Here is a 21,163-nt window from a genome sequence, read left to right on the forward strand (position 1 = left end):
CAATCGAATTCCAGGTGACGGGTACGATAGAAATAGCATGAGTTAAGGAATAATGACCAGTAATGAACAGAGTTATAACTAGCATGATAAGTAATATATTTTTCTCTTCATTGATAACTGAATGAAATTCAAAATAATTTAAGCTCTGTGCTAATAATAAAAATATGTTTGAGAATGTAACCGCGTGGCTAACACCGCTGCGGTTTCAATTAGGCAGGGGGTGGGTAGTAAACCACTCCACCAGAAAGTCTAGCATCGACCTTAATGTGGCTGGCATTTGTCGGCGCGAAGTATAGATTCCATAAATTCCCATCGCCTGCGGCTGATAATCGGGCAATAACCTGATTAACTCACCACTAGCAATATACGGTGCAGCAGAGTAACTGGGCTGCAAAGTGATACCGGCGCCCTCTAGTGCTCCGCTGAGTAAAACAACTGATTCATTGGCACTGAGATTTCCACCTACTGCAACCGATGATTTAACGCCTTGTTGATCAAAATGCCATAAGCTTTTACCAAAATAAGAGTATGTCAGGCAGTTGTGAACGGCCAAATCAGGTGGAGTTTTCGGCATTCCTTTGGCTGACAGGTAACTCGGTGCAGCACAAACAACTGAATGGCAGATAGATAGCGGACGAGCGATTAAGTTTGGATCTAAATCATTAGTAATGCGCAGTGCTAAATCAATACGTTCCTCTACCAGATTGACGGACCGGTTATTCATTTGTAAATCGACTGCGACCTGAGGATAACGGCGTAAATAGTCAGTAACAGCTATCGCCACTGCACTTTGCCCGAGGGATTGAGAGCAACTGATCCGCAATAAACCGCGCAGTTCTTCATTTTCTTGCCCCTCGACTAAATCCATGTCCTTAGCAAATTCAAGCATATGCCGACAACGCGCCAGGGTCGCTTCTCCCGCATGAGTTAAACTTAGCTTACGGGTTGTCCGGTGTAACAAACGAGCGCCTGCCCACTGCTCCATCTCAGCCAAATATCGTGTCACCATAGCCCGCGACATCTCCAAAGCCTCCGCAGCGGCAATCATACTGCCCCGCTCAACAATGGTGACGAATACCTCTGCTGCGGTAATTCTATCCATAATTAGCTCGATTTAAGCAACAAACAATTGTCCATTATCGGGTTTTTCTATCGATATAAGCAATCTATTATCTAGCCCATACCCCAGCCACTCTCAGGAAAATAAACATGTTAAATAAAACACTATTACAAATGGCCTTTGCGGGCCTGACAACTTTCGCTGCTGTATCAACAGCTCATGCCGCTGAACAGCTAAAAATGGAAGTCTATAATCCCGGAGAAAAAAGCATCTTCCCGGTATCGTCTGAAATTATTAGCGGTAAAACAGAAGTGGCTCTGATTGATGCGCAATTTCAGCGCAATGATGCTGAAGCGTTAGTGAAGAAAATTAAGCAAAGCGGCAAAAAGCTGACCACTATTTATATCAGCCAGGCAGATCCTGATTTCTATTTCGGTCTGGATGTCATTACTAAAGCATTCCCACAAGCCAAAGTCATCGCCACACCGCAAACTATTGAAGAAATTAAGGCCACTAAAGAGGGGAAAATGGCTTATTGGGGTCCTATTCTCAAAGAGAATGCTCCAACACAAGTCATTGTTCCACAAGAGTTGCAAGGCAAAAGCTTTACTGTTGATGGGCAGGAAATTAGTGTCGAAGGCTTAGATGGGCCATCGCCAGAAAAGACATTTGTCTGGATCCCGTCATTGAAAGCCGTGGTAGGTGGTGTCGCGGTCTCAGGCAATATTCATTTATGGGTCGCCGATACTCAAACTCCTGAGTCTCGCCAGAATTGGCTGACAACACTGGAAAAAATCAAAGCCTTAAAACCCGTCACAGTGGTTCCAGGACATTATCTTGATAATGCACCACAAACATTGGAATCAGTGACATTTACCCAAAACTATTTAACCACCTTAAATGCAGAAATTCCTAAAGCAAAAGACTCAGCCGAACTGATTACAGCAATGAAAAAACATTATCCCGACCTAAAAGATGAATCCAGTTTGGAATTAAGTGCCAAGGTACTTAAAAACGAAATGAAATGGCCGCAGTAAACTGTTAATGCTTATCGTCACTCAATGAGCGCGCCAGAAAAGACAATAGAGGAAGATACGATGACTGCCACAAAGTTACATTACATTTTCGATCCATTATGTGGCTGGTGTTATGGTGCCACACCGCTGGTACAAGCTGTACAAGATATTCCTAAACTCACGTTGGTATTACATGGTGGCGGAATGATGTCTGGGGCTAATCGTCGCCAGATAGACAGCCAGTGGCGTGGATATGTAATGCCCCATGACCGACGTATTGCGCAGCTCACTGGGCAAATTTTTGGTGACGGCTACTTTAATAAATTACTCAATGATACCTCGGTTATGATGGACTCCACGCCACCGATTGCCGCTATTCTGGCAGTGGAAGAACTTGCAGGTCGCGGTGCAGCGATGCTTCATCGCATCCAACACGCTCATTATGTTGAAGGCCATCGTATTACAGATACCCGCGTATTAACTGAACTGGCGATGGAACTTGGGCTGAATAGTGATGCATTTATTCATGCCTACAATACTGCACTAATAACATCCAGCCAGCATATTGCTGAAAGCCGCACATTACTGGCTAAAGTACATGGGCACGGCTTTCCAACATTTGCACTGGAAAACGATCAGGGAAAAATAACGCCTTTACCCGCTAGTGAATATTATGGAAATCCGTCTGGCTGGCGCGAATTATTAACAACTATCATGGCACATTAAAAACTCACGGCGACCTCCTCATTAATATGTTGAGGGGGGCGTACTATGGCAGGTAAACAAAAACGCGCCACCGACTGGTTTAGCTGAAATATTTGTTTCTGCAACACTTCAGAGGATTGAGTGGATTGATCGACCAAATCAGCATTCAATCGGGTGACTTCATTAATCATTCCTACCCGTGCGGTGATATCTTCAATACCTTTACTTTGTTCTTGTGATGCTGCTGATATTTCGGCCATTAAATCAGTCACTTTTATAACCGAGCCAATAATTGCACGTAAATTATCGCCAGATCGCCCCACCAGATTCGCACCTGCTGATATGGATTTGGAAGAGTTACCAATAAGGCGTTTAATATTCAGAGCAGAATGACCACTTTGGTGTGCTAATATTCCCACTTCACGTGCAACAACAGAGAATCCCCGCCCGTGTTGACCAGCATGAGCAGCTTCAATTGCAGCATTTAAAGCCAGAATATTGGTCTGAAAAGCTACCGACTCTATCAAAGTGATGATCTCGGCTATCTCCTGCGAGCCCGCAGAAATATCAGCCATCGAATTAACTACACTAGACATCATATCGCCACCTTGACTGGCAATATTTTTGGCTTCATTGGCCAATTGATTTGCCTGATCTGCACTCTTAGAATTCTGTTTTACACGCTCGGTAAGTTGATACATATTCTCTGTCGTGGCTGCCAATGACTGCGTTTGTGATTGCGTTTGCTCAGAAATACGATGGCTGTCTGCAGCGATTTGATTAACGCCCGTTAGAATAACATCGACTCCACCGCGTACCTGGCTAACCAATGCCACTAAGCCTTGTTGCATCTGGTATATGCTGACCGCCAACAACCGAACTTCCCGGCTAGTAAAAGCGTTATGCTCAATCTGATGAGATAAATCTCCCGCAGCAATCACATGAATTTGGGCAATCAGATAATTAAGTGGCCGAATAACCCAGCGAGTCACACCTAACCAAACAGAGAATGCAAGACACAATAAAATAACCAATGCAACGATAACGGCCTGTTTTGCCGAGGACAAAGAAGAGAGCAATTGGCTATCCATTACCGTGCGGTTATCTTCGCTTTCCTGCAAATAACGGTAATACTTTTCAGTAAAATCACTTTGAAAACCTTGAATAGGGACTTCAAAAAAGGCATCTATATTACTGTTCTTGGCCATTCCCTGACTAATTTCTGATAGACCTTGATACAACTGTTGATAGCTTTCCTTCAAAGCAATAAACTCAGGCCGATCATCATTGGCAGAAACCAATAACAACTGACGGAAATTATCTTGTGACTGCTGCATAGATTGTGTTGCTTCACTCAAGAGACTCTGCCAACTGCCTTCAGAACCTGTTTCTTTATCCACCATATAATAGACACCTGCCCGATTGAGTTTATCGCTGGCAATTAATAACTCCATTCTAGCGCGATCCATTAATACTTCTTGCTGATGACTATGATGTGTTTTTTCAACATTATCTTTTGTGTTATCCAATATATGAGATAAATACCCGATGGAAAATAGCTGGAGCAAGGAGAATAGACTAATAACCAAGATAAGGCCTGATAAGATCCCGAATTTTGCATTCGTAAATGAGCTTATAGACTTAACACCAGATACAAGTTTCATAACAAAAGAGCCGATGCGAGAGAACATTATTTTTACACTAAGTTGTGAGTAATAAACCAATATTACGCATCCAATATGACAGATATATTTCAATAAATAGAGCGTCATACTCAGTTATCAAATTCGAGTTAACAAACGCAAGCTGTTAACAGGGTGTCCCTGTGATTGCTCCATTAAAATAGTATTTTCATTTAACTGATAAAAAATAGGATAACTTACGGCATAAGGTGTATTTAAGAAATCATTCAAATAATAATCTTTGCCATCAGCAATAGAAAGAGACAACACCTTACCAATAAATATATTCCTCTTAACATCTAGTACATTAAAAATGATATCACGTCTAGCTTTCACATAATCGCCTCCATCATATACGTCTGCAGATACATTTATTTCTCTGTCTAAAACACTGACTCTAGAACAAACATGATAACCTTTTCTAAAATTATTAAGGTCATAATTAATCTCCCAGTACCCTTCCAAACAATTCATGGGATGATAAAATGAATAAATGCGTCCCAAGATATACCCTAGCCCTACACTAACAAAAAGACTTGTACACATTATTTGTATTATTTTTTTTCGCACTGCAATGCTCCATTCTGATATTTACAGGCATTGTAATCACCATTTTTTTGTTTTTTTAAAAAGATGTACGGAGATTTGTTATAAGATGACAAAAATTCCTTATCCTGCGTTTCATCTAAATTCACCAAGATAGGTAATTTTTTTACGTTAATTATTTTTACCTGATAATAGTAAAATGTCATACTGAATGAAAAAAACAAACAAAGACAGCAGAAAATGAGAGTAATAATTTTATTAGCTAAACTAATATCTTCTGAAGAAGAACTATTCATTTCAATATTAAGGCTATCTGAGGTATTGGTGTTTGTAATAGACAAATTTTTGGCAGAAAAAGTGTCAGTAAAATCTGGCTTAATACCTATGCTGTATCCTCTCTTAGGAATCGTAGTGACTATCTCATGTTCCTTGTCATCCAGAGCATGACGTAAATTACTAATTGTTTGCGTCAATGTATTATCAGTAACATAGCTACCTTCCCATATTTTCTCTTCGATATCTTCACGAGAAAGGGCTTCAGGGTAGTGAGAACACAATAAAGACAACACCTCAGCTTCTTTATTCCTTATCTTGGAAACACAGCCCCCCTTACTAAGAGTCCTTTTTAGTGGAGTAAAAATAATATCTCCAAGAATTATTTCGTCCATTTTATCTCTCATACTTAAAGACATGATTTTATAAACTAACAGAAATAATATCATCAGACCTTAATATAAAGGCATAAAAAAATCAAAAACAATAAATTCTAACTAAATTTAAAAAAAGAATAAATTACATTACCACCGAGGAAGTCTATCAATAAAAAACAACGAATAACAAAAAACGAATGTCATCAAGAGCTATTTTATAAGATACAATTTATAAAATAGTAATAAAACTTAACCACATAAAAGGAACATATGAGACTACGACAAGTAAAAATAATTATCTTACTCACTCCATTTTTTTTGGGATGTCAGTTAAATAATAAAAACGGTATAGATGATAAATTCAAAGTAGAAAAAATAACAGCGTTAACATCGGGAGTATTTTTCCTAAAAGAAAACTGTAAAACAGAAAAACTACCGAATGAAAGAGAAATAATTAATACTGCGATGAGAATGATAACTAAAAATGAGATTAATGTTTCAAATGAATTGTACACTCATATAAAAACCCTGACAAAAATTAGATATGAAGAAATAAAAAGTAATAAAAAAGAAACAAAAATAAAATGTCGTGAACTTGAAAGCATTATGGCCCCCTTCCTTAGTAAAACAGGAAATTGATATACTTTCCCCAGAACAAATACACAACTCCAGCTAAAGCAATGCAAGGGCCAAATGCTAAATATTCTATTTTTTTCTTGAGTAATTTATTAATAATAATATATGCAATAATTCCAAAACAGGAAGAAAGTAAGACTAAAAATGGAATGGCAATGACGCCGAACCAAGCCCCCAAGGCTGCCATTAGCTTAAAATCGCCGTATCCCATACCATCTATATTTTTAAAAACTTTAAATATCCAATAAGGGAACCACAAAAATATATAGCCAGTAACCGCCCCTAAAACAGAAAATGATAAAGGTGAAAATGAATTATTTATATTAATAATAAGCCCACACCATAGCAATGGTAACGTAATATAATCAGGAAGAATGTAATGTTCAATATCAATAAAAGCCAAGGGAATAATAGCCCACAAGAATAATAAGCTACAAAATATCAAGTATCCATCTTGAATAAAAAAAACTGAAAATAGTGTCAAAAAAAGAGTCAATAACTCTACGATTATATATCGTGGATTGATTCTTTGATGACAACATTGAGTCATACCACGTAGAAGTAACCATCCCAATAGAGGGATATTATGCTCCAATTTTAAAGGCTGATAACAATTTGGACAAAAAGATCTCGGGAAACATAAGTTAAATCTGTTTTTAAAAAAATTCACATCTTTGCTGTTCATTGTATTTGTAGGGACGCTATTGAGAACCATTACAGGGAGGCGATAAATAACAACATTTAAAAAGCTCCCCACACATAGACCAAGTACTGAATAAAACAAAACACTAATTAAAAAAAACATATCAAATGACATTTGCAGATACCTTACTATAATTTTTCCGCAGAATAATAGCGCAATTAATATAATCACCACTTTCAACAAACCTTACATCTAAATAACTTATTTCAATATTTTTATTCTGTGTCAGCGTAAAGAAAATATCAATAAGCTTAATAATATCACTATTTTCAATAGTGAATGAAATATAATCTTGAGTCATATTCGTAAGTTTAATATTAATGACCCCATCATTAAATAATGTATTTAAAATATTACTAACACGATCACTTAAATGATCGTTCACCTTAGATTTCGAAACCTTTTCCATTTTTATCCTTTCAGCTAAAGATGAATAACCAACAAGTTTACTATTCAATAGGGAGTATTTTGTTAATAGCTCTTTAACCTCCAATGAGGTGTTCACACTAAAGCAAAAAAAACCAAGTGCTATAAACAATGTAGAAATAGTCACAATATTTTTTAAGGTCATAAGTTATAGTCAAATATAATATTACATGTTCCATCCTTATTAGTTATTTTACTGATATTCAGTTTATTATTTTTTTGATACATTTTATTTAACACTTGATCTATCCCATCTACGTTTATAATTCTCATGTTAAAGTTAGCTTTGTTTTTATCATTGAAGAAAATGATATTTTTTATCGTGATGTCTAATTTGTTAAAATTTTCAACTAAGCCATGCAGTAAAAAAATTAAATCCGGCTTAATTACATTCTCATTTGAATGATAAAAATCCTTATTGACATTAATACTATCTTCATCTGCATATTGTTGCACTAATGGATATTGAATATGGAAATCTTGCAAAGTTACATCTAGCATATGAATATCTCTCAATATATCATTTTTGTAACACCAGGAATTAAAACACATCACGATAGATAATAAAAAAAACAAGTAAACAGATCTAAAAAAAGAAGCACTACTAATAGTCTTTTTCCTATGGCGATAATATCGGCTTGTCAGTAAGTTAACATGATTATTTTCAATATTATTTGCCATAATGCGTAATACATCGCAATAGCCCGTAGCATGAAGACCCGAAGCTTGGTTATAAACATGACTAAATCTATTTTCAGGACAAAATATTAGAGTTGATAAACATAATTTTTTAAATATATCATCATTAACTGAGAAACCCGATACTTCACTGTTCCTTACTAACCATTCATCACCCAGCTTCACTGGAACGCATCTTCCATCATCAAATGGTAGCGCTAATACATCTGGAATCATGACGGTGGGAGAGATTCCTACATCTGCTAACCATCCCAACCAACGGCTCATTAACTCATGCTCAACGGCAACTACATAACAAAAATTGCGGTCTGATTTTAATATCACAGTGTGGAAATTCTCGATATTACTAACAATTGTTTTTTCAATAGAGAACGCAAGTGATTGTTCACTTTTTAAAATCCCCCTGTCTATTACATCTATTTTCCTAAAAATAACATAACTCGTTGAAACTAATATCTTCACATTATAATTCAAAAGAAACGGAATATTATCTAATTTTGTATGATCACATAACTGCCCTGATTTTCTATGCCCCTCATCTACCACTTCGGTATACCAGTAAATAGGATCAGTTGCATGACTACCCAATCTAATAATCAGCGTTTTAGAGGATAAACCTGCATTTTTTACGTTATCCATTATAAGATAAACCTTCGGTGTAATACGGAAATAGCATTCCCCTTTACATGAAAAAGACTCATCAACTGAGAATCACCATTATCAACTTTAAAGTTAGATGAAAAATAATATTCATCATTAGAAAATTTCAATATTCCAATATTTTTCAATTCATTTATTCTATCTATGTCAACCGATGAATTATTCGCAAGGGATTCAAAGAAAGATTCAACTGTTAACCATCCTTGAGCAGGTTTAGATAAAATCACCTTATACACATCACTTTCCGTAATTTCGTTCATAAAAATAGCTTGTACCAGATAACTACTTTTAATATTCAACATATTTACATTGATAAGCAATGTATTATCATTTCTAGAGCAAACTAGTGGGGCTATATACAAGAAATTTTCACTGCTAATATTGAGTATTTTATCAATTGAGTTATCCTTCTGGAAAGCTTGTCCTATAGCTAAAAAGAAACTATCAATATGGTCTAAATTAGATGTATATGATGGATATTGGATAAGTATTGTCATTAATTTATTGATAACAGATGAAACAATATTATTTAACTGTAAGATGTTATCTAATACTAGCCACGGATAATATTTATTATTTTTACTCATATTACTAAAAGAGTCATAAAGAGTATTTACATTGAAGCAACTTGTTCTGTCAATTAAGCTATAATTTACATCTCTATTATTTATACTGATAGCTGAAGGAGATGTTAATAACTTAGAATAGGTACCACCAAAACCCTCACCATTTAAAATCTCTTTGGTTATATTATTTAAAAAAAAACCCTCAGAACCTAACAGTAACTGTTTATCATCTTGTTTGGTTCTGCTATCTCCAACAAAATAGATCATATTTGATAGATACAAATAGGTGGTAGAAACCATTGTACTCATCAGCAGAATGCTAAACAGAACAAGTAATAGGGCTGCGCCTCTCTGTTTCACTTTTTCACCATTCGCTAAACAGCATAGTTCAATAAGATGATTTTTTTCCTGATAATCCCGATATTTTCCATCTCAATAATTAATTCAACTGCCTCGGGTAAAAAATTCGTATCGGTCCACTCATTTAACCATCTATTTTTATGATAGATATGAATGCGGAATGCCGTAACGCCATCTAGAATTTTTAATACTTTAGGCTGTTTAATATTCAAACTATATGTTAACTTTTCCAAATGACCATTTCGTAGACGATACCCAAAAATTTGTGATTGTGAATAATATGCCAAGTCTGTGTTAATACCTATGTCACATAAAAACATAATACCAAAATCGTCACTATCCAGAAATAACGCACCACTTCTAATGCCATTGTGAATTATTTCTTTCTCATTAAATTGAGAGTATATAACCGCATGTGAAATATCCTGTTCCAACATGTTAACAATCCTTTGCAACCTACTAACTTGCATTGCTTTTATATTAATGGCACGACTTCCTATGCTGGTAACGGTAATAGCCTGGTAAACAGTCAAACTTATCAAAGTGAATATAATTATGGCTAGTAAAATCTCTAATAGCGTTAAACCTTGGATGTTTTTTTTATTCATTAATAATACGGTATCCTTCCAGAATGAAATCAGGAACCTTGCTATTTTCTTGGCTGCGAACTTCAATAGTAATAACACTAATATTTTTCATTTTTATTTCCTTTGACTGCCAATACCATAAATTGTTAATGATAAAATCACTTCCCTTTTGCCAATTTTCACTTTGACTATTTTTTGTTAATTTAATATCCACTAATATGTTCTCAGCCACCAAAGAAGCCACTATTTTATTTTCTAGATTTTTCACCTGTATCAATTGTTCACTAATAACAAGCATAAGACTAATACCCACTACGGAAAAAATAGCCATCGAGAGTAAAGATTCTAATAATGTAAAACCATTATAACTTGGCAAATAATCACCTATTAGCTTTCTATGGTTCTCAGTTTTATCAGTCTTTATCTTTTTTAGTTTCAGAAAATGATGCAGACCAATTACCTATATCATCATCAGTCCCTATTTCTCTATCTGGTCCTGATGAGAATATATCAATTTCTTCATGCCGACCGGGATTATTTATCAAATATGGATTACCCCATGGATCGCTAGGTAAACGCCTAATATAGCCATTTTTAGGATAAATATTAGGTATCGGTAATTCTATTGGTTTGATAACTAATGAACTAATACCTTGAGACTCCGTTGGATAATAACCATTATCTAACTTGTACATATCCAGAGCATTTTCTATGGCGGCAATATCACTTAACGCCTTTAGCTGATCAGCTCTATTTTTATTACTCATTACACTAGGTATAGTCAAACTAGCAAGCAACCCTAATATTAAAATAATCACCATCATTTCCAATAATGTAAACCCCCTAAATTTAATATTCCTCATATATATCCTTAAGTTAAAATCAAAAAATCAAATTATTCATTTCAAGTATCGGTTGAAAGATTGCCAATACAATGAAAAATATAAAAGAAGCCATAGATATCATTATTACCGGCTCCAGTAATATCACAAATACATTTATCTCTTCAATTATCTCTTGCTCTTGTATATCTGTTATTTTTTTTAACACATCATCCAATTTCCCACTACGTTCGCCTGAAGCGATCATATGTATAGTCATAGGTGAGAAAATGCGACTATTTGATAAAGATGATGATAGACTACCGCCCTCACTGACTAATATAACTGCATCATCTAATCTCTGTTTAATATATAAATTCGTAACTACACTAGTACTAATATCCATCGATCTGATCAAGTTAACTCCATTGGAACTTAGAATTTCCATCATTCTCATATATCGAGAAATATTTAGCTTGAATATTAAGCTACCAAATATGGGTAGTTTTAAATAGAAAAACTCAATAAATCTATTTACTTTTCTTATTTTCGATATTCCATAAATACTAAATAAAAATATAACTAAAATTATAATAATAGATAAAATGTTGACCTCAATCCAATGACTGGTAACCATGAGTACTCTGGTCGATAACGGTAACACTTTATCATAGGAAACAAACTGCTCAATTATATTAGGGATTATCAGCGTTAACAGTATGGCAATAACCCCTATAGATACCGAAACCAAAATCGCTGGATATATTAACGTTTGAGTTATTTTACTTTTTACCTTTCGTGCTTGCTCAATATGATCAGCAAGATTAGATAATACGAGACCTAAATGACCCGATAGTTCCCCTGCTGCAATCATAGATCGGTAAAGAGAATTAAAAATGGCCGGAAACTGTGAGAGAGAATCGGAAAGGGAATGTCCCTCAAGGATTCTTTTCCTTATCTTATGAATCACTCTATCTACTTTACTCTTCGTACTTTGATTTTCAATTAGTGCTAAAGCTTCGTCTAATGGGATTGCTGCATTGACTAAAATAGACATTTGCCTGGTGATTAAAATAAGATCTCTATTATTTATAGTATTTAAAAATGTCATCCATTGCGCAAATCTATTGATGCGTTTTATCTTTATATTTAATAAACACAGTTTTTTTTGATAAATAACTTGTCTTGCGGCTAATATATTATCAGCCTCAACACTCCCTTTTATTTTAATTCCTTTATTATTTTTAGCTGTATATTCATATACAGGCATATTTTTCCTCTAAATTTATCCTCATTACTTCTTCTATTGTTGTAAAACCTGCGATAACTTTGTCAATTCCATCTTGTTCTATGCTACGAGTATATTGTTTAGCTAACTGACTTAAATCAAGCTCGCTTTTTCCTTTATAAATAGCTTCACGCAAATTGGTATCAATAATCAGCAGTTCATGTAAGGCTATTCTTCCTCTATAGCCTACCGTATTACACTTATCACAACCTACTGCACTAAATCCGTACCTATCTGTAGATAGGTTCTCAGGGCCAATTAACTCTTGCAATATTTCATGTGGGGAATCATATTGTTTTCGGCATTCAGTGCATAACTTTCTAACCAGGCGTTGAGATAATACAGCCAATAATGAACTTGATAACATAAATGGTTCAATCCCCATATCTTTGAGCCTGGTGACGGCACCGATAGCGCTGTTGGCGTGCAATGTTGATAATACCAAATGCCCAGTTAATGAGGCTTGTACTGCTATTTGTGCTGTTTCGATATCTCGTATTTCACCTATAAGAATAACATCAGGATCTTGACGCAAAATAGCTCTTAGGCTGCGTGAGAAAGTCATATCTATTTTCGGGTTAACCTGCGTCTGGGAAATGCCATCGATGTCAAATTCAATAGGATCCTCTACTGTCATGATATTCCGTTCACTGGCATTTATTCCCATTAAAGCAGCATAAAGTGTGGTGCTTTTCCCCACGCCTGTTGGGCCAACAATCAATATTATACCATGAGGTTTGAGAACCAATGTCTTCATTAGATGGCAGTTTTTTTGTGACATCCCCAAAGACTCTAAATCTAATTTGAGGCTATGTTTGTCTAGCAACCGCATGACCACACGTTCACCATGATTTACTGGTAATATCGAGACTCGAACATCCAAAGCTTTACCGGCTAAACTCAGTGCGATACGCCCATCCTGTGGGACTCGTTTTTCAGCGATATCTAACTTTGCCATGATTTTAACCCGTGACACTAATAATAATGCAACTCGTCGCGGCAGCTCTAATATATTTTTTAATACGCCATCAATACGAAACCTTATCGTGATTTTTTCACCGAAAGACTCTATATGGATATCTGATGCTAACTCTTTAATTGCCTCTGCCAAAATTGTATTTATTAGCTTTATTACTGGTGCTTCATTATTACTATCGAGTAAATCTTCACTCACAGGGAGTTCACCATTAAATGAGTAAATGGCTATTTCATCACTGATAGAGTTCATTATTTTATGCGATTGCATTGAGCTATTCTGGTATACTGCCGCAAGGCTATTATCAAATTCATCGTCAGTAACGAAATTAATTGAAATAGGTTTATTCCCAACTCTGTTACCTTCCAGTATTGCGTCGAGGGAAGCGGAATTACGACAGATAAGTTGATATCCTTTGTCGGCAGGAGATAAGATCACGCCATTATCCTTTGCCCAGCTAAAAGTGAGTGGTAGCGATTCTACTTTATCTTGGCTCATATTTTTATCTCAACTATCTCATAAAATTTTATTATGTCACTCTTGAGTGTATTAAAAGCATCATAGCTAATTCTATCCGATACAATATCAATTGGTCTTTCCATACTGGAATTAATAGAATGTAAGTTATTATATTCAGCATATTTATCTACTGTAACTTGGCTGTAGTCACTTGTATCCCTGAGTATTGTTGGCCTAATAAAGAGAATTAAGTTACTTTTTTCAACTTTTTCTTTGCTTTGTCTAAACAAACCGCCGATAAAGGGGATATCACCCAATAAAGGAACTTTATTGATTATCTTATTGATTTTTTTATCCAGTAACCCCCCCACTACCACGGTCTCTCCACTTTTAACTAATACAGCATTATTAACAACTCTCTTATTAAAGACCGAACCTAGATTATTTGCATTAACATCAGAACTATCAGCAACACTTGATACCTCTTGCCGGATTTCTAGTAGAACTGAATCACCTTTATTTATCTGTGGTTTGACCTTCAACATGACCCCCACAGATTGCCGCGAAATCGAGTTATAGACTTTGTCTGTCGCTGTAGTTTGCGTTGAGGTAAGGACTGGAACCTCTTGACCAACATTAAACTCTGCCTCCATATTGTCCAGAGTGACAATACTCGGAGTAGCAAGAATATTATTATTTGAATTAGTTGCCAGGGCAGTGAAAAGACCATCCCAGTTTCCTTTATAAAAACCGGCCGTCAACCCTGCAATCATCATTGGTATAGGGTTTCCACTGCTATTATTTGTTTGTGTGCTATTTGGTTTTTGAAGAAAATTGGCTCCGCCATAAAGTTTATTAGCCCATTGAATGCCAAGATTTAGACCTTCTCCATTTTGAGTTTCAACTATAATAGCTTCTACCAGAACCTGCGCCCGTCTAACATCCAATCTTTCAATAACTTGATCCAATTCTTTCATTACTTTTGGATCAGCAGTAATCACTAAGGCATTGGTTTGGTCATAAGCCTTGATTGAAACATTCCTGATGTGACTCTTCCCCGATTTTTTTTTAGTCTTATCACTCTGGCTCCCCTGACTGACACCGTTCAACACATCTAATAACTTTGATGCCTGCGCATATTTCATATAAACAACTTTAGTACTGCCATAACTATCTTGTTGATGATCCAGCCTCTTTATCATTTGAATAGCTGTTTTCCTGATATGGCGATCACCACTGATTATCACTGAATTCGTTCGGTCATCCGCAATCACTGTTGCGGTATTGAATGACTCTTGTTTGGCTGTAGTATTTACTGGGTTAATAACTTGATTAACTAATTTAATAATATCAGCGGCGACAGCATGATTCAGTTGGTAGAGTTCAACTTCTGTCTCTCCCGGTTGATCTAATATACTAATAATAGCGTATAAACGGTTTACTACTGCAGCACGCCCTGTAATTAATATTACATTTGAAGGGTCATAATTAACAATACTGCCCGATTCCGAATTATCATTTAACTGACGTAGTAACGGAGCTAAGTTTTTAGCTAGTAGATGTTTAAGCTTAAATACGCGATTAATGAGCTCATCACCTTGGGGATTTTCCGCATTATCTTGCAGAGGAACAACGGAACCTTTTGCACGTTTTGTGGGAATAACTTTTAAGATATGATTTGGCATTTCGACCACGGTATAACCATAAACATCCAGTACATTCAAAAAAAATTGATAATATTTTTCCTCATCTAATAGCTCATAGCTACGAACGCTGACTAACCCTTGTACTTTTGGGTCCATAATTATAGTTTTATTTATGTTTTTACTTACAGTATTAATAAATTCTTTTATATCAGCATCTCTAAAAGAAGCAGAGAAGCTCTCTGTATATCCTACTATAGGAAAAATAGCATAAAAAACAACAAACTTAAATAAAAACCAAATTAAATTACAAAGTATATTGATATTATTTCGGCACATAAAAGCCTCATTACACTGGTAACATAGAATACGTAACTATAATATATTCAGAGAGTGATATGATTTATTTTTATTAATTATAATTTTATTATTTAATATTCTAACAATAGTAATACTTGTATCATTCTCTATTTCGTCACCCACGAAGTATAAATTTTGTTTTCCACTACTTTCTATAATTGCAATAGATTTTTCTTCTTTCGTATGCTCTAACACACCGACTAGTTTTAAAGCCCCTATATAAATCGGATAGTTATATAAATCAGTGCCATCTTTGGTTTCATTTTTTGATTTATTATCACTATTTTTTTGTTTAAAAAAATAGTATTTTTTAATTTCAGCTATCATTTCAACTTTTTCATTAAAATCATTGGTCCCAGCAGTCTCTCCTTCATATAATACTGGAACAGTTCGTTTATCCTTACCCATTACCCGATTAAAACCAGCATAAATCTGATAAAAAATACATAATATAATGGCAATTTCCAATATATACCTTTTATTATCAATTAGTATTTTATAGGGTGTTATGACTATCTTATTAAAAAGTGATAACACCCTTACCTCTCAAACATCGTAAATTCAGCATAAAAACAGAATAAATAACCCTCTATTATTAATAGCCGGTAAACCTATCTGTCATCTGATTAGATACCATTGCACTAAGTATCCCCGAGTCTAATCTCAGCCCATATCTATTAATGGTTTTAACAATGCCATCTGGAATACCTGCATTTTTCAAATGCACTCTAAATTTATGAATCAATTGATGGTAATTATTATCAGAAATGCTTTTATGGTTTTCATACCAAACAACTTTAATAATGTCTTGCTTCCTATTAACATCATTAAACAAACACATTACCAATCTCTTTTGTTTTTCATTAATATCAATAGTCAATTTTTTAGAGTGGAAGTGTATTTTGTTCATACAGCAATCCAGTGATATCTCTTTTTCATAATCAATCACTCCTTTACCATTAATATCAATGAATTTACTGCCAGAAACAACAGAGACTGTATCAACATACATAAATAACCCCTACAAATATATTCACTCAGTTAATAAAAATAAATCACACTATAGATGTGATAAGAGAACTAGTGATTAGTATTGCGTTTACTTAATGAATAAAACCAATTAAATTATATTTTTTAATTATATTTAATATAGTAAATGTATTTTTAATGCAAAACCGCACCCCTAGTGTGGGTATGAAATCAGTAGCAATATCATAATATAATGAAACCAATCAATACATTAACGATTATAATTAAATAGCTCAGAGCAATGAAGTAGATATTTCCATTTAGAGTATCTACTCTTTGTTTTATTCATTTCAAAAACAGCAGGTAATCACTGAGTTAACATACAATAATAATTAAAAAACTCAAGGAATAAATATTATTTAATAATATCAAATCAAGTTATTTACTATTAATACATAACAGTAACATTACAGGCTCTCTTTACACCTATCTATAAAATTTATTTATTAATCATACCGTTTATATAACGAAGCGGTGAGTCAATGCCTTCTCATTACTCTATAGAGATTACTGCCTTATCGTGCACGTTTTACTTTCATCATATAACCACAAAATTTAATTTCGACCAAGAGGGTTACGTCAACAAAAAGCATTATAGGATTGATAAATTACTGCTAACACTGTGATTTATTTCCACATTCCCCTTGATATATCCAAGGGGAATAGAAAATGCAAGTTATTACATGAAGAAATCGACTTTTCCGCCATTTAGATTATACATGCTACCCACTATTTTTATTTTCCCTTCTTTCTCTAATTTATTAATTATTTCACTATTTTTACGTATCTCATCAATAGTGTGCTTCACATTATTTTTCGCTACAGCATCAACATACTTTTCGTTCTTCCCGCTCTTCTCACCATCAAATTGTGTCGAATCGATTGCAGGTTTAATTTTATTGAGAAGACCAGTCAGATTACCAAGTTCAACATTATCGATAGCCCCTTTGACGGCCCCGCAAGCAGTGTGCCCCATAACCAAAATGACTTTTGCACCCGCAGCAGCACAAGCAAACTCCAAGCTACCTAACAAATCGTAATTAGAAATGTTGCCGGCAATTCTGGCATTGAATGTTTCACCAATCCCCGTATCGAAAATAATTTCCGCAGGTGCTCGGGAATCAATACAACTCAAGATAACGACTGAGGGGAATTGCCCCTCTGCACTACTGCGCTTTTGTGCGAGATAATCGTGTTGCTGCATTTTTCCGGAAACGAATCTTGTATTACCTTGCTTCAAACCTTCCACTACCTGCTCGGGCGTTAATTTATCCCGCTCTTCTCGTGTTAGAGAGGCAGCATATGATACTTGAGGCAGCCCTAGCCCAATTCCACCAATAACACTGGCCGCGGTGATGCCCAAAGCGGCTTTTAGCACTTTCCTTCGGCTATTTGGATGACTATCTTCTGAACAACAACCCGTTATCTTACTCATACTCTCTCCTTGAAACTATTGTTGCCATTTTCGATACTGCATAATTAATGAGCAGCATATTAAATGTAGTACATCCAACTTGCTTTACGCGATAGCCAAAATCTAGATTGCGAAAAATCAGCCTTTTCTCGATTTTCTAATAACCTGCGCTATAAACCGCTATTAAGCTCCCTATGATGGTCCCTCATCCACTGCGCCAGGGAGTCCAGTGTTGGCTTTAGTGTTCTCCCCAATGAAGTAATCTCATATTCAACCCGCGGTGGTACTTCGGCATAGATCTTGCGATAAACCAGCCCACGTTGCTCGAAAGCACGTAGCTGGCGAGTGAGCTCTTTTTGGGTAATAGGGGCAATCGCCCGTTGAAGCTCACCAAATCGAATAGGCGCGGCAGTCACTATCAAACGATAGAGAATAGGTATTGCCCACTTCCCAGCAATAAGTTCTACAAATTGCACCATTGGGCACTTTTCTTGCTCGATGGCACTATCAGGTACCGATTTATTTTTAGGTGTCAGGGGCTGATAAGTGGTCATTACATTCCTATTGCATCATTAGTATCAAATTGGTACCTACTATACTTTAGATACTTTTGTATTAAAAATGGTCTTCCACTGCTACCAAATGGAAGGCTCACCATGAATCGTTTAAAAGATAAATATGCGCTGATTACCGGGGGGACTAGCGGCATTGGGTTGGAAACTGCGCGCCAGTTCCTGGCTGAGGGGGCGACTGTCGCCATCACTGGCCGAAGTGAAACAGCATTGCAGGCAGCACATGCTGAACTCGGAGAGCCTGTTTTATTGCTAAAAAGTGATGCCAGCAATATCGCTGACCAATTGCAACTGGCCGCTAAACTAGCTGAAAACTGGCCACGTCTGGATATCGTTTATATCAATGCTGGTGATGTTACTCATCATCCAATAGAAGAATGGGATGAATCTAGCTTTGAACGGGTGCTCTCAACCAACCTGAAGGGCCCTTTCTTCCTGTTACAATCATTGCTTCCCCTGCTGGCTAACCCAGCCTCTGTCATTCTCTGCGGTTCAGCAAGTGTTCATATAGGTTTACCACAAAGTAGTGTTTATGCCGCCAGTAAAGCAGGATTGCTGTCACTTGCTCGAACCCTGTCTGGAGAATGGGCTGAAAGAGGAATTCGGGTTAATGGATTAAGCCCCGGGCCGACACAGACTCCTGCATTACAAAAACTGGGGTTATCGGGTAGTGAAGAAGAAAAACTGACTGAACAAATTCGCCAATTGGTGCCAATTAAAAGAATGGGTACTACAGCTGAAATTGCTCACACGGCGGTATTTCTGGCTTCAGATGAATCCAGTTTTGTCGTCGGTACCGAGTTTCGGGTCGATGGCGGTGTGAGCAGCCTTTAAGTAATACCCGCTCTGTGATAGAGGCAATACGGGTTGGACCAGCAACCCGTGTTTGTCTTATTAAGATGTTTGAACAAAACGATCAAGTTGCCTGCGCAATTGGTCGTTTTCTTTCTTTAGCTGCTCAATACGCTCAAGCAGCGTCAAGGTCATAGCCACACCAGACCAGTCCAAATCCAACTCATGTTGCAAGCGCCGGGCGCGTTTAAGGTTGTTTAATGCATCCGCATCAAACACCCAAACCGTGGCCTCGGGTTCTAATGGCATAATGACACCTAACCCTACAACCTCGACCAATTCATCTTGCATGATCCCCGTTGACTGGCATAACTCAGTCACAGTGTAGGTTATCTCTATTTCAGCCATAATCTGTTACTCCCATCCATTCCGAGGATTAAATGCTGCCTGCTCTGACAATTGTTGCCAAAGCGCCCGCGTTTTCTCGTCTGGTTTCGGTGGCATGACCACTTTGAGAATGGCGTACAGATCGCCCGTTCCTTTTTTGCTGACCAGACCTTTGCCTTTAATGCGCAAACGCTGCCCACTTTGGCTACCCGCAGGGATGGTTAAGGCAATTTTCCCCGTCAATGTCGGTACCTCGACACTGGCCCCCAATGCCGCTTCCCACGGGGCTAACGGCACCACTATTTGTAAATTCTGGCCATCAATATCAAACAACGGATGCGATGCAATGCGAATGATCAGGAATAAGTCACCATTGGCTCCGCCTGCAATGCCCGGTGCCCCCTGCCCTTTAAGGCGGATACGTTCGCCATCACCCACTCCGGCAGGTATTTTTACTTTCAATGTCTTAGAAGTTTCAGCACCAGGGAAGCCCGATGCATCAATGGTCGGGATCTTGTAAGAGATAGAACGTGTTTGTTCAGTTAATGTTTCTTCTAAAAAGATGGGTAATTCCATCTCAAGATCCTGGCCACGCATCCCATGAGATGCCCGACGAGATGAGTGTTGAGCTGAAGAAGCGCGGTTACCAAAGAAGGATTCGAAAAAGTCCGAGAAGTCATTAGCGCCGCCACCAGCATTGCTGTGCCACTGTTGACCACCAGTATTGTATTGATCAAACTGATGTTGGCCAAACCCTGGGTCATTACGGTGCAATCTTAATTGATCATATTCAGCTCGCCGCTCGGTATCTTTTAATACTTCGTAAGCCTCAGCAACTTCTTTAAATTTACTTTCAGCATCATCTTCTGAACTGACATCCGGGTGATACTTACGTGCTAGCCTGCGATAGGCTGTTTTAATCTCTTTTAGGGAAGCCGTGGGCTCGACACCCATTACGGCATAATAGTCTTTGAATTCCATGCGGTAATATCCTTAAATTCATTACTTGATTAGGTATATCCCCATCAGACTTAGATAAAACCTATTTATGTCTATTTTCAATTTTTTCAACCCCATCAAGTGGGTAAACCTAACAGTAAACTATAGCGCTAACTGTCTACTTGTG

Annotated in this window: 24 protein-coding genes; 4 read left to right on the forward strand and 20 right to left on the reverse strand. The window is 36.6% G+C overall.

Features of this window, described 5'->3' with window-relative positions:
• Positions 1–205 precede the first annotated feature (205 nt).
• Positions 206–1,102: a LysR family transcriptional regulator gene (locus tag ACNSO8_RS17710; RefSeq protein WP_046050330.1), complete on the reverse strand. Its 897-nt coding sequence runs from the start codon at positions 1,100–1,102 to the stop codon at positions 206–208.
• 107 nt (positions 1,103–1,209) lie between these two features.
• Here ACNSO8_RS17710 and ACNSO8_RS17715 point away from each other — a divergent pair, with 107 nt between their 5' ends.
• Together ACNSO8_RS17715 and ACNSO8_RS17720 are read left to right on the forward strand one after the other, a co-directional pair.
• Entirely contained in the window at positions 1,210–2,097 is an 888-nt protein-coding gene (locus ACNSO8_RS17715; RefSeq protein WP_268216047.1) for an MBL fold metallo-hydrolase, read from the forward strand.
• A 60-nt stretch (positions 2,098–2,157) separates the two neighbouring features.
• Positions 2,158–2,802 carry a DsbA family protein gene (locus tag ACNSO8_RS17720; RefSeq protein ID WP_050160183.1) on the forward strand — a complete coding sequence of 215 codons (645 nt, stop codon included), beginning with the start codon at positions 2,158–2,160 and terminating at the stop codon, positions 2,800–2,802.
• Here the strand turns inward: ACNSO8_RS17720 and ACNSO8_RS17725 are convergent.
• The 3 genes from ACNSO8_RS17725 to ACNSO8_RS17735 all read right to left on the reverse strand — a co-directional run bounded on the left by ACNSO8_RS17725 (position 2,799) and on the right by ACNSO8_RS17735 (position 5,677).
• Entirely contained in the window at positions 2,799–4,472 is a 1,674-nt protein-coding gene (locus ACNSO8_RS17725; RefSeq protein WP_418395398.1) for a methyl-accepting chemotaxis protein, read from the reverse strand. The two genes, ACNSO8_RS17720 and ACNSO8_RS17725, sit on opposite strands and share 4 nt — an antisense overlap.
• Before the next feature lie 90 nt (positions 4,473–4,562).
• Positions 4,563–5,033, reverse strand: coding sequence for a hypothetical protein (locus ACNSO8_RS17730; protein ID WP_411937160.1), 471 nt, complete (start codon positions 5,031–5,033; stop codon positions 4,563–4,565).
• A complete protein-coding gene (locus ACNSO8_RS17735; RefSeq protein WP_020424134.1) occupies positions 5,018–5,677 on the reverse strand; it encodes a winged helix-turn-helix domain-containing protein in 660 nt (219 codons plus the stop codon). The genes ACNSO8_RS17730 and ACNSO8_RS17735 overlap by 16 nt, the downstream gene beginning before the upstream one ends.
• 252 nt (positions 5,678–5,929) lie before the next feature.
• Between ACNSO8_RS17735 and gspS the strand changes: the two genes are divergently transcribed.
• On the forward strand, positions 5,930–6,298 hold the full coding sequence (gene gspS, locus ACNSO8_RS17740; protein WP_019082440.1) for a type II secretion system pilot lipoprotein GspS: 369 nt from the start codon (positions 5,930–5,932) through the stop codon (positions 6,296–6,298).
• Here the strand turns inward: gspS and ACNSO8_RS17745 are convergent.
• From ACNSO8_RS17745 to ACNSO8_RS17810, 14 genes are all read right to left on the reverse strand, one after another.
• Positions 6,279–7,112, reverse strand: coding sequence for a prepilin peptidase (locus ACNSO8_RS17745; RefSeq protein WP_408576832.1), 834 nt, complete (start codon positions 7,110–7,112; stop codon positions 6,279–6,281). The two genes, gspS and ACNSO8_RS17745, sit on opposite strands and share 20 nt — an antisense overlap.
• Entirely contained in the window at positions 7,102–7,569 is a 468-nt protein-coding gene (locus ACNSO8_RS17750; protein WP_408576831.1) for a hypothetical protein, read from the reverse strand. Before ACNSO8_RS17750 ends, ACNSO8_RS17745 begins: the two co-directional genes overlap by 11 nt.
• Positions 7,566–8,762 carry a type II secretion system protein GspL gene (gene gspL, locus ACNSO8_RS17755; protein WP_418395399.1) on the reverse strand — a complete coding sequence of 399 codons (1,197 nt, stop codon included), beginning with the start codon at positions 8,760–8,762 and terminating at the stop codon, positions 7,566–7,568. The genes ACNSO8_RS17750 and gspL overlap by 4 nt, the downstream gene beginning before the upstream one ends.
• Positions 8,762–9,709, reverse strand: a complete 948-nt coding sequence (locus ACNSO8_RS17760) for a type II secretion system protein GspK (protein WP_057621353.1) — start codon at positions 9,707–9,709, stop codon at positions 8,762–8,764. The genes gspL and ACNSO8_RS17760 overlap by 1 nt, the downstream gene beginning before the upstream one ends.
• Positions 9,710–9,723: 14 nt before the next feature.
• Positions 9,724–10,317: a type II secretion system minor pseudopilin GspJ gene (gspJ, locus tag ACNSO8_RS17765; RefSeq protein WP_019082434.1), complete on the reverse strand. Its 594-nt coding sequence runs from the start codon at positions 10,315–10,317 to the stop codon at positions 9,724–9,726.
• Complete coding sequence (gene gspI / locus ACNSO8_RS17770) at positions 10,310–10,672, reverse strand: type II secretion system minor pseudopilin GspI (protein WP_072076813.1); 363 nt, start codon at positions 10,670–10,672, stop codon at positions 10,310–10,312. Before gspI ends, gspJ begins: the two co-directional genes overlap by 8 nt.
• 37 nt (positions 10,673–10,709) lie before the next feature.
• Positions 10,710–11,159 (reverse strand): type II secretion system major pseudopilin GspG, encoded by a 450-nt coding sequence (gspG, locus tag ACNSO8_RS17775; protein ID WP_057631508.1) that lies wholly within the window; start codon positions 11,157–11,159, stop codon positions 10,710–10,712.
• A 19-nt stretch (positions 11,160–11,178) separates the two neighbouring features.
• Positions 11,179–12,387, reverse strand: a complete 1,209-nt coding sequence (locus ACNSO8_RS17780; RefSeq protein ID WP_411918362.1) for a type II secretion system F family protein — start codon at positions 12,385–12,387, stop codon at positions 11,179–11,181.
• Positions 12,374–13,879 carry a type II secretion system ATPase GspE gene (gene gspE / locus ACNSO8_RS17785; protein ID WP_411918363.1) on the reverse strand — a complete coding sequence of 502 codons (1,506 nt, stop codon included), beginning with the start codon at positions 13,877–13,879 and terminating at the stop codon, positions 12,374–12,376. Before gspE ends, ACNSO8_RS17780 begins: the two co-directional genes overlap by 14 nt.
• A complete protein-coding gene (gene gspD / locus ACNSO8_RS17790) occupies positions 13,876–15,822 on the reverse strand; it encodes a type II secretion system secretin GspD (protein WP_418395400.1) in 1,947 nt (648 codons plus the stop codon). The genes gspE and gspD overlap by 4 nt, the downstream gene beginning before the upstream one ends.
• A 36-nt stretch (positions 15,823–15,858) precedes the next feature.
• On the reverse strand, positions 15,859–16,311 hold the full coding sequence (locus ACNSO8_RS17795; protein WP_418395401.1) for a type II secretion system protein N: 453 nt from the start codon (positions 16,309–16,311) through the stop codon (positions 15,859–15,861).
• A gap of 127 nt (positions 16,312–16,438) precedes the next feature.
• Entirely contained in the window at positions 16,439–16,855 is a 417-nt protein-coding gene (locus ACNSO8_RS17800; RefSeq protein WP_005165122.1) for a winged helix-turn-helix domain-containing protein, read from the reverse strand.
• 696 nt (positions 16,856–17,551) lie between these two features.
• Positions 17,552–18,307, reverse strand: coding sequence for a carbonic anhydrase (locus tag ACNSO8_RS17805; RefSeq protein ID WP_418395402.1), 756 nt, complete (start codon positions 18,305–18,307; stop codon positions 17,552–17,554).
• 149 nt (positions 18,308–18,456) lie between these two features.
• Positions 18,457–18,840: a winged helix-turn-helix transcriptional regulator gene (locus ACNSO8_RS17810; RefSeq protein WP_019078962.1), complete on the reverse strand. Its 384-nt coding sequence runs from the start codon at positions 18,838–18,840 to the stop codon at positions 18,457–18,459.
• 102 nt (positions 18,841–18,942) lie between these two features.
• Between ACNSO8_RS17810 and ACNSO8_RS17815 the strand changes: the two genes are divergently transcribed.
• Complete coding sequence (locus tag ACNSO8_RS17815) at positions 18,943–19,692, forward strand: SDR family oxidoreductase (RefSeq protein ID WP_046694606.1); 750 nt, start codon at positions 18,943–18,945, stop codon at positions 19,690–19,692.
• Positions 19,693–19,752: 60 nt separating this feature from the next.
• Here ACNSO8_RS17815 and cbpM read toward each other — a convergent pair whose 3' ends face one another.
• Together cbpM and cbpA are read right to left on the reverse strand one after the other, a co-directional pair.
• On the reverse strand, positions 19,753–20,058 hold the full coding sequence (cbpM, locus tag ACNSO8_RS17820) for a chaperone modulator CbpM (protein ID WP_005165131.1): 306 nt from the start codon (positions 20,056–20,058) through the stop codon (positions 19,753–19,755).
• Between the two features lie 6 nt (positions 20,059–20,064).
• On the reverse strand, positions 20,065–21,018 hold the full coding sequence (gene cbpA / locus ACNSO8_RS17825; RefSeq protein WP_050160174.1) for a curved DNA-binding protein: 954 nt from the start codon (positions 21,016–21,018) through the stop codon (positions 20,065–20,067).
• Positions 21,019–21,163 lie beyond the last annotated feature (145 nt).

The sequence above is a fragment of the Yersinia sp. LJYL362 genome (genome assembly GCF_048323875.1).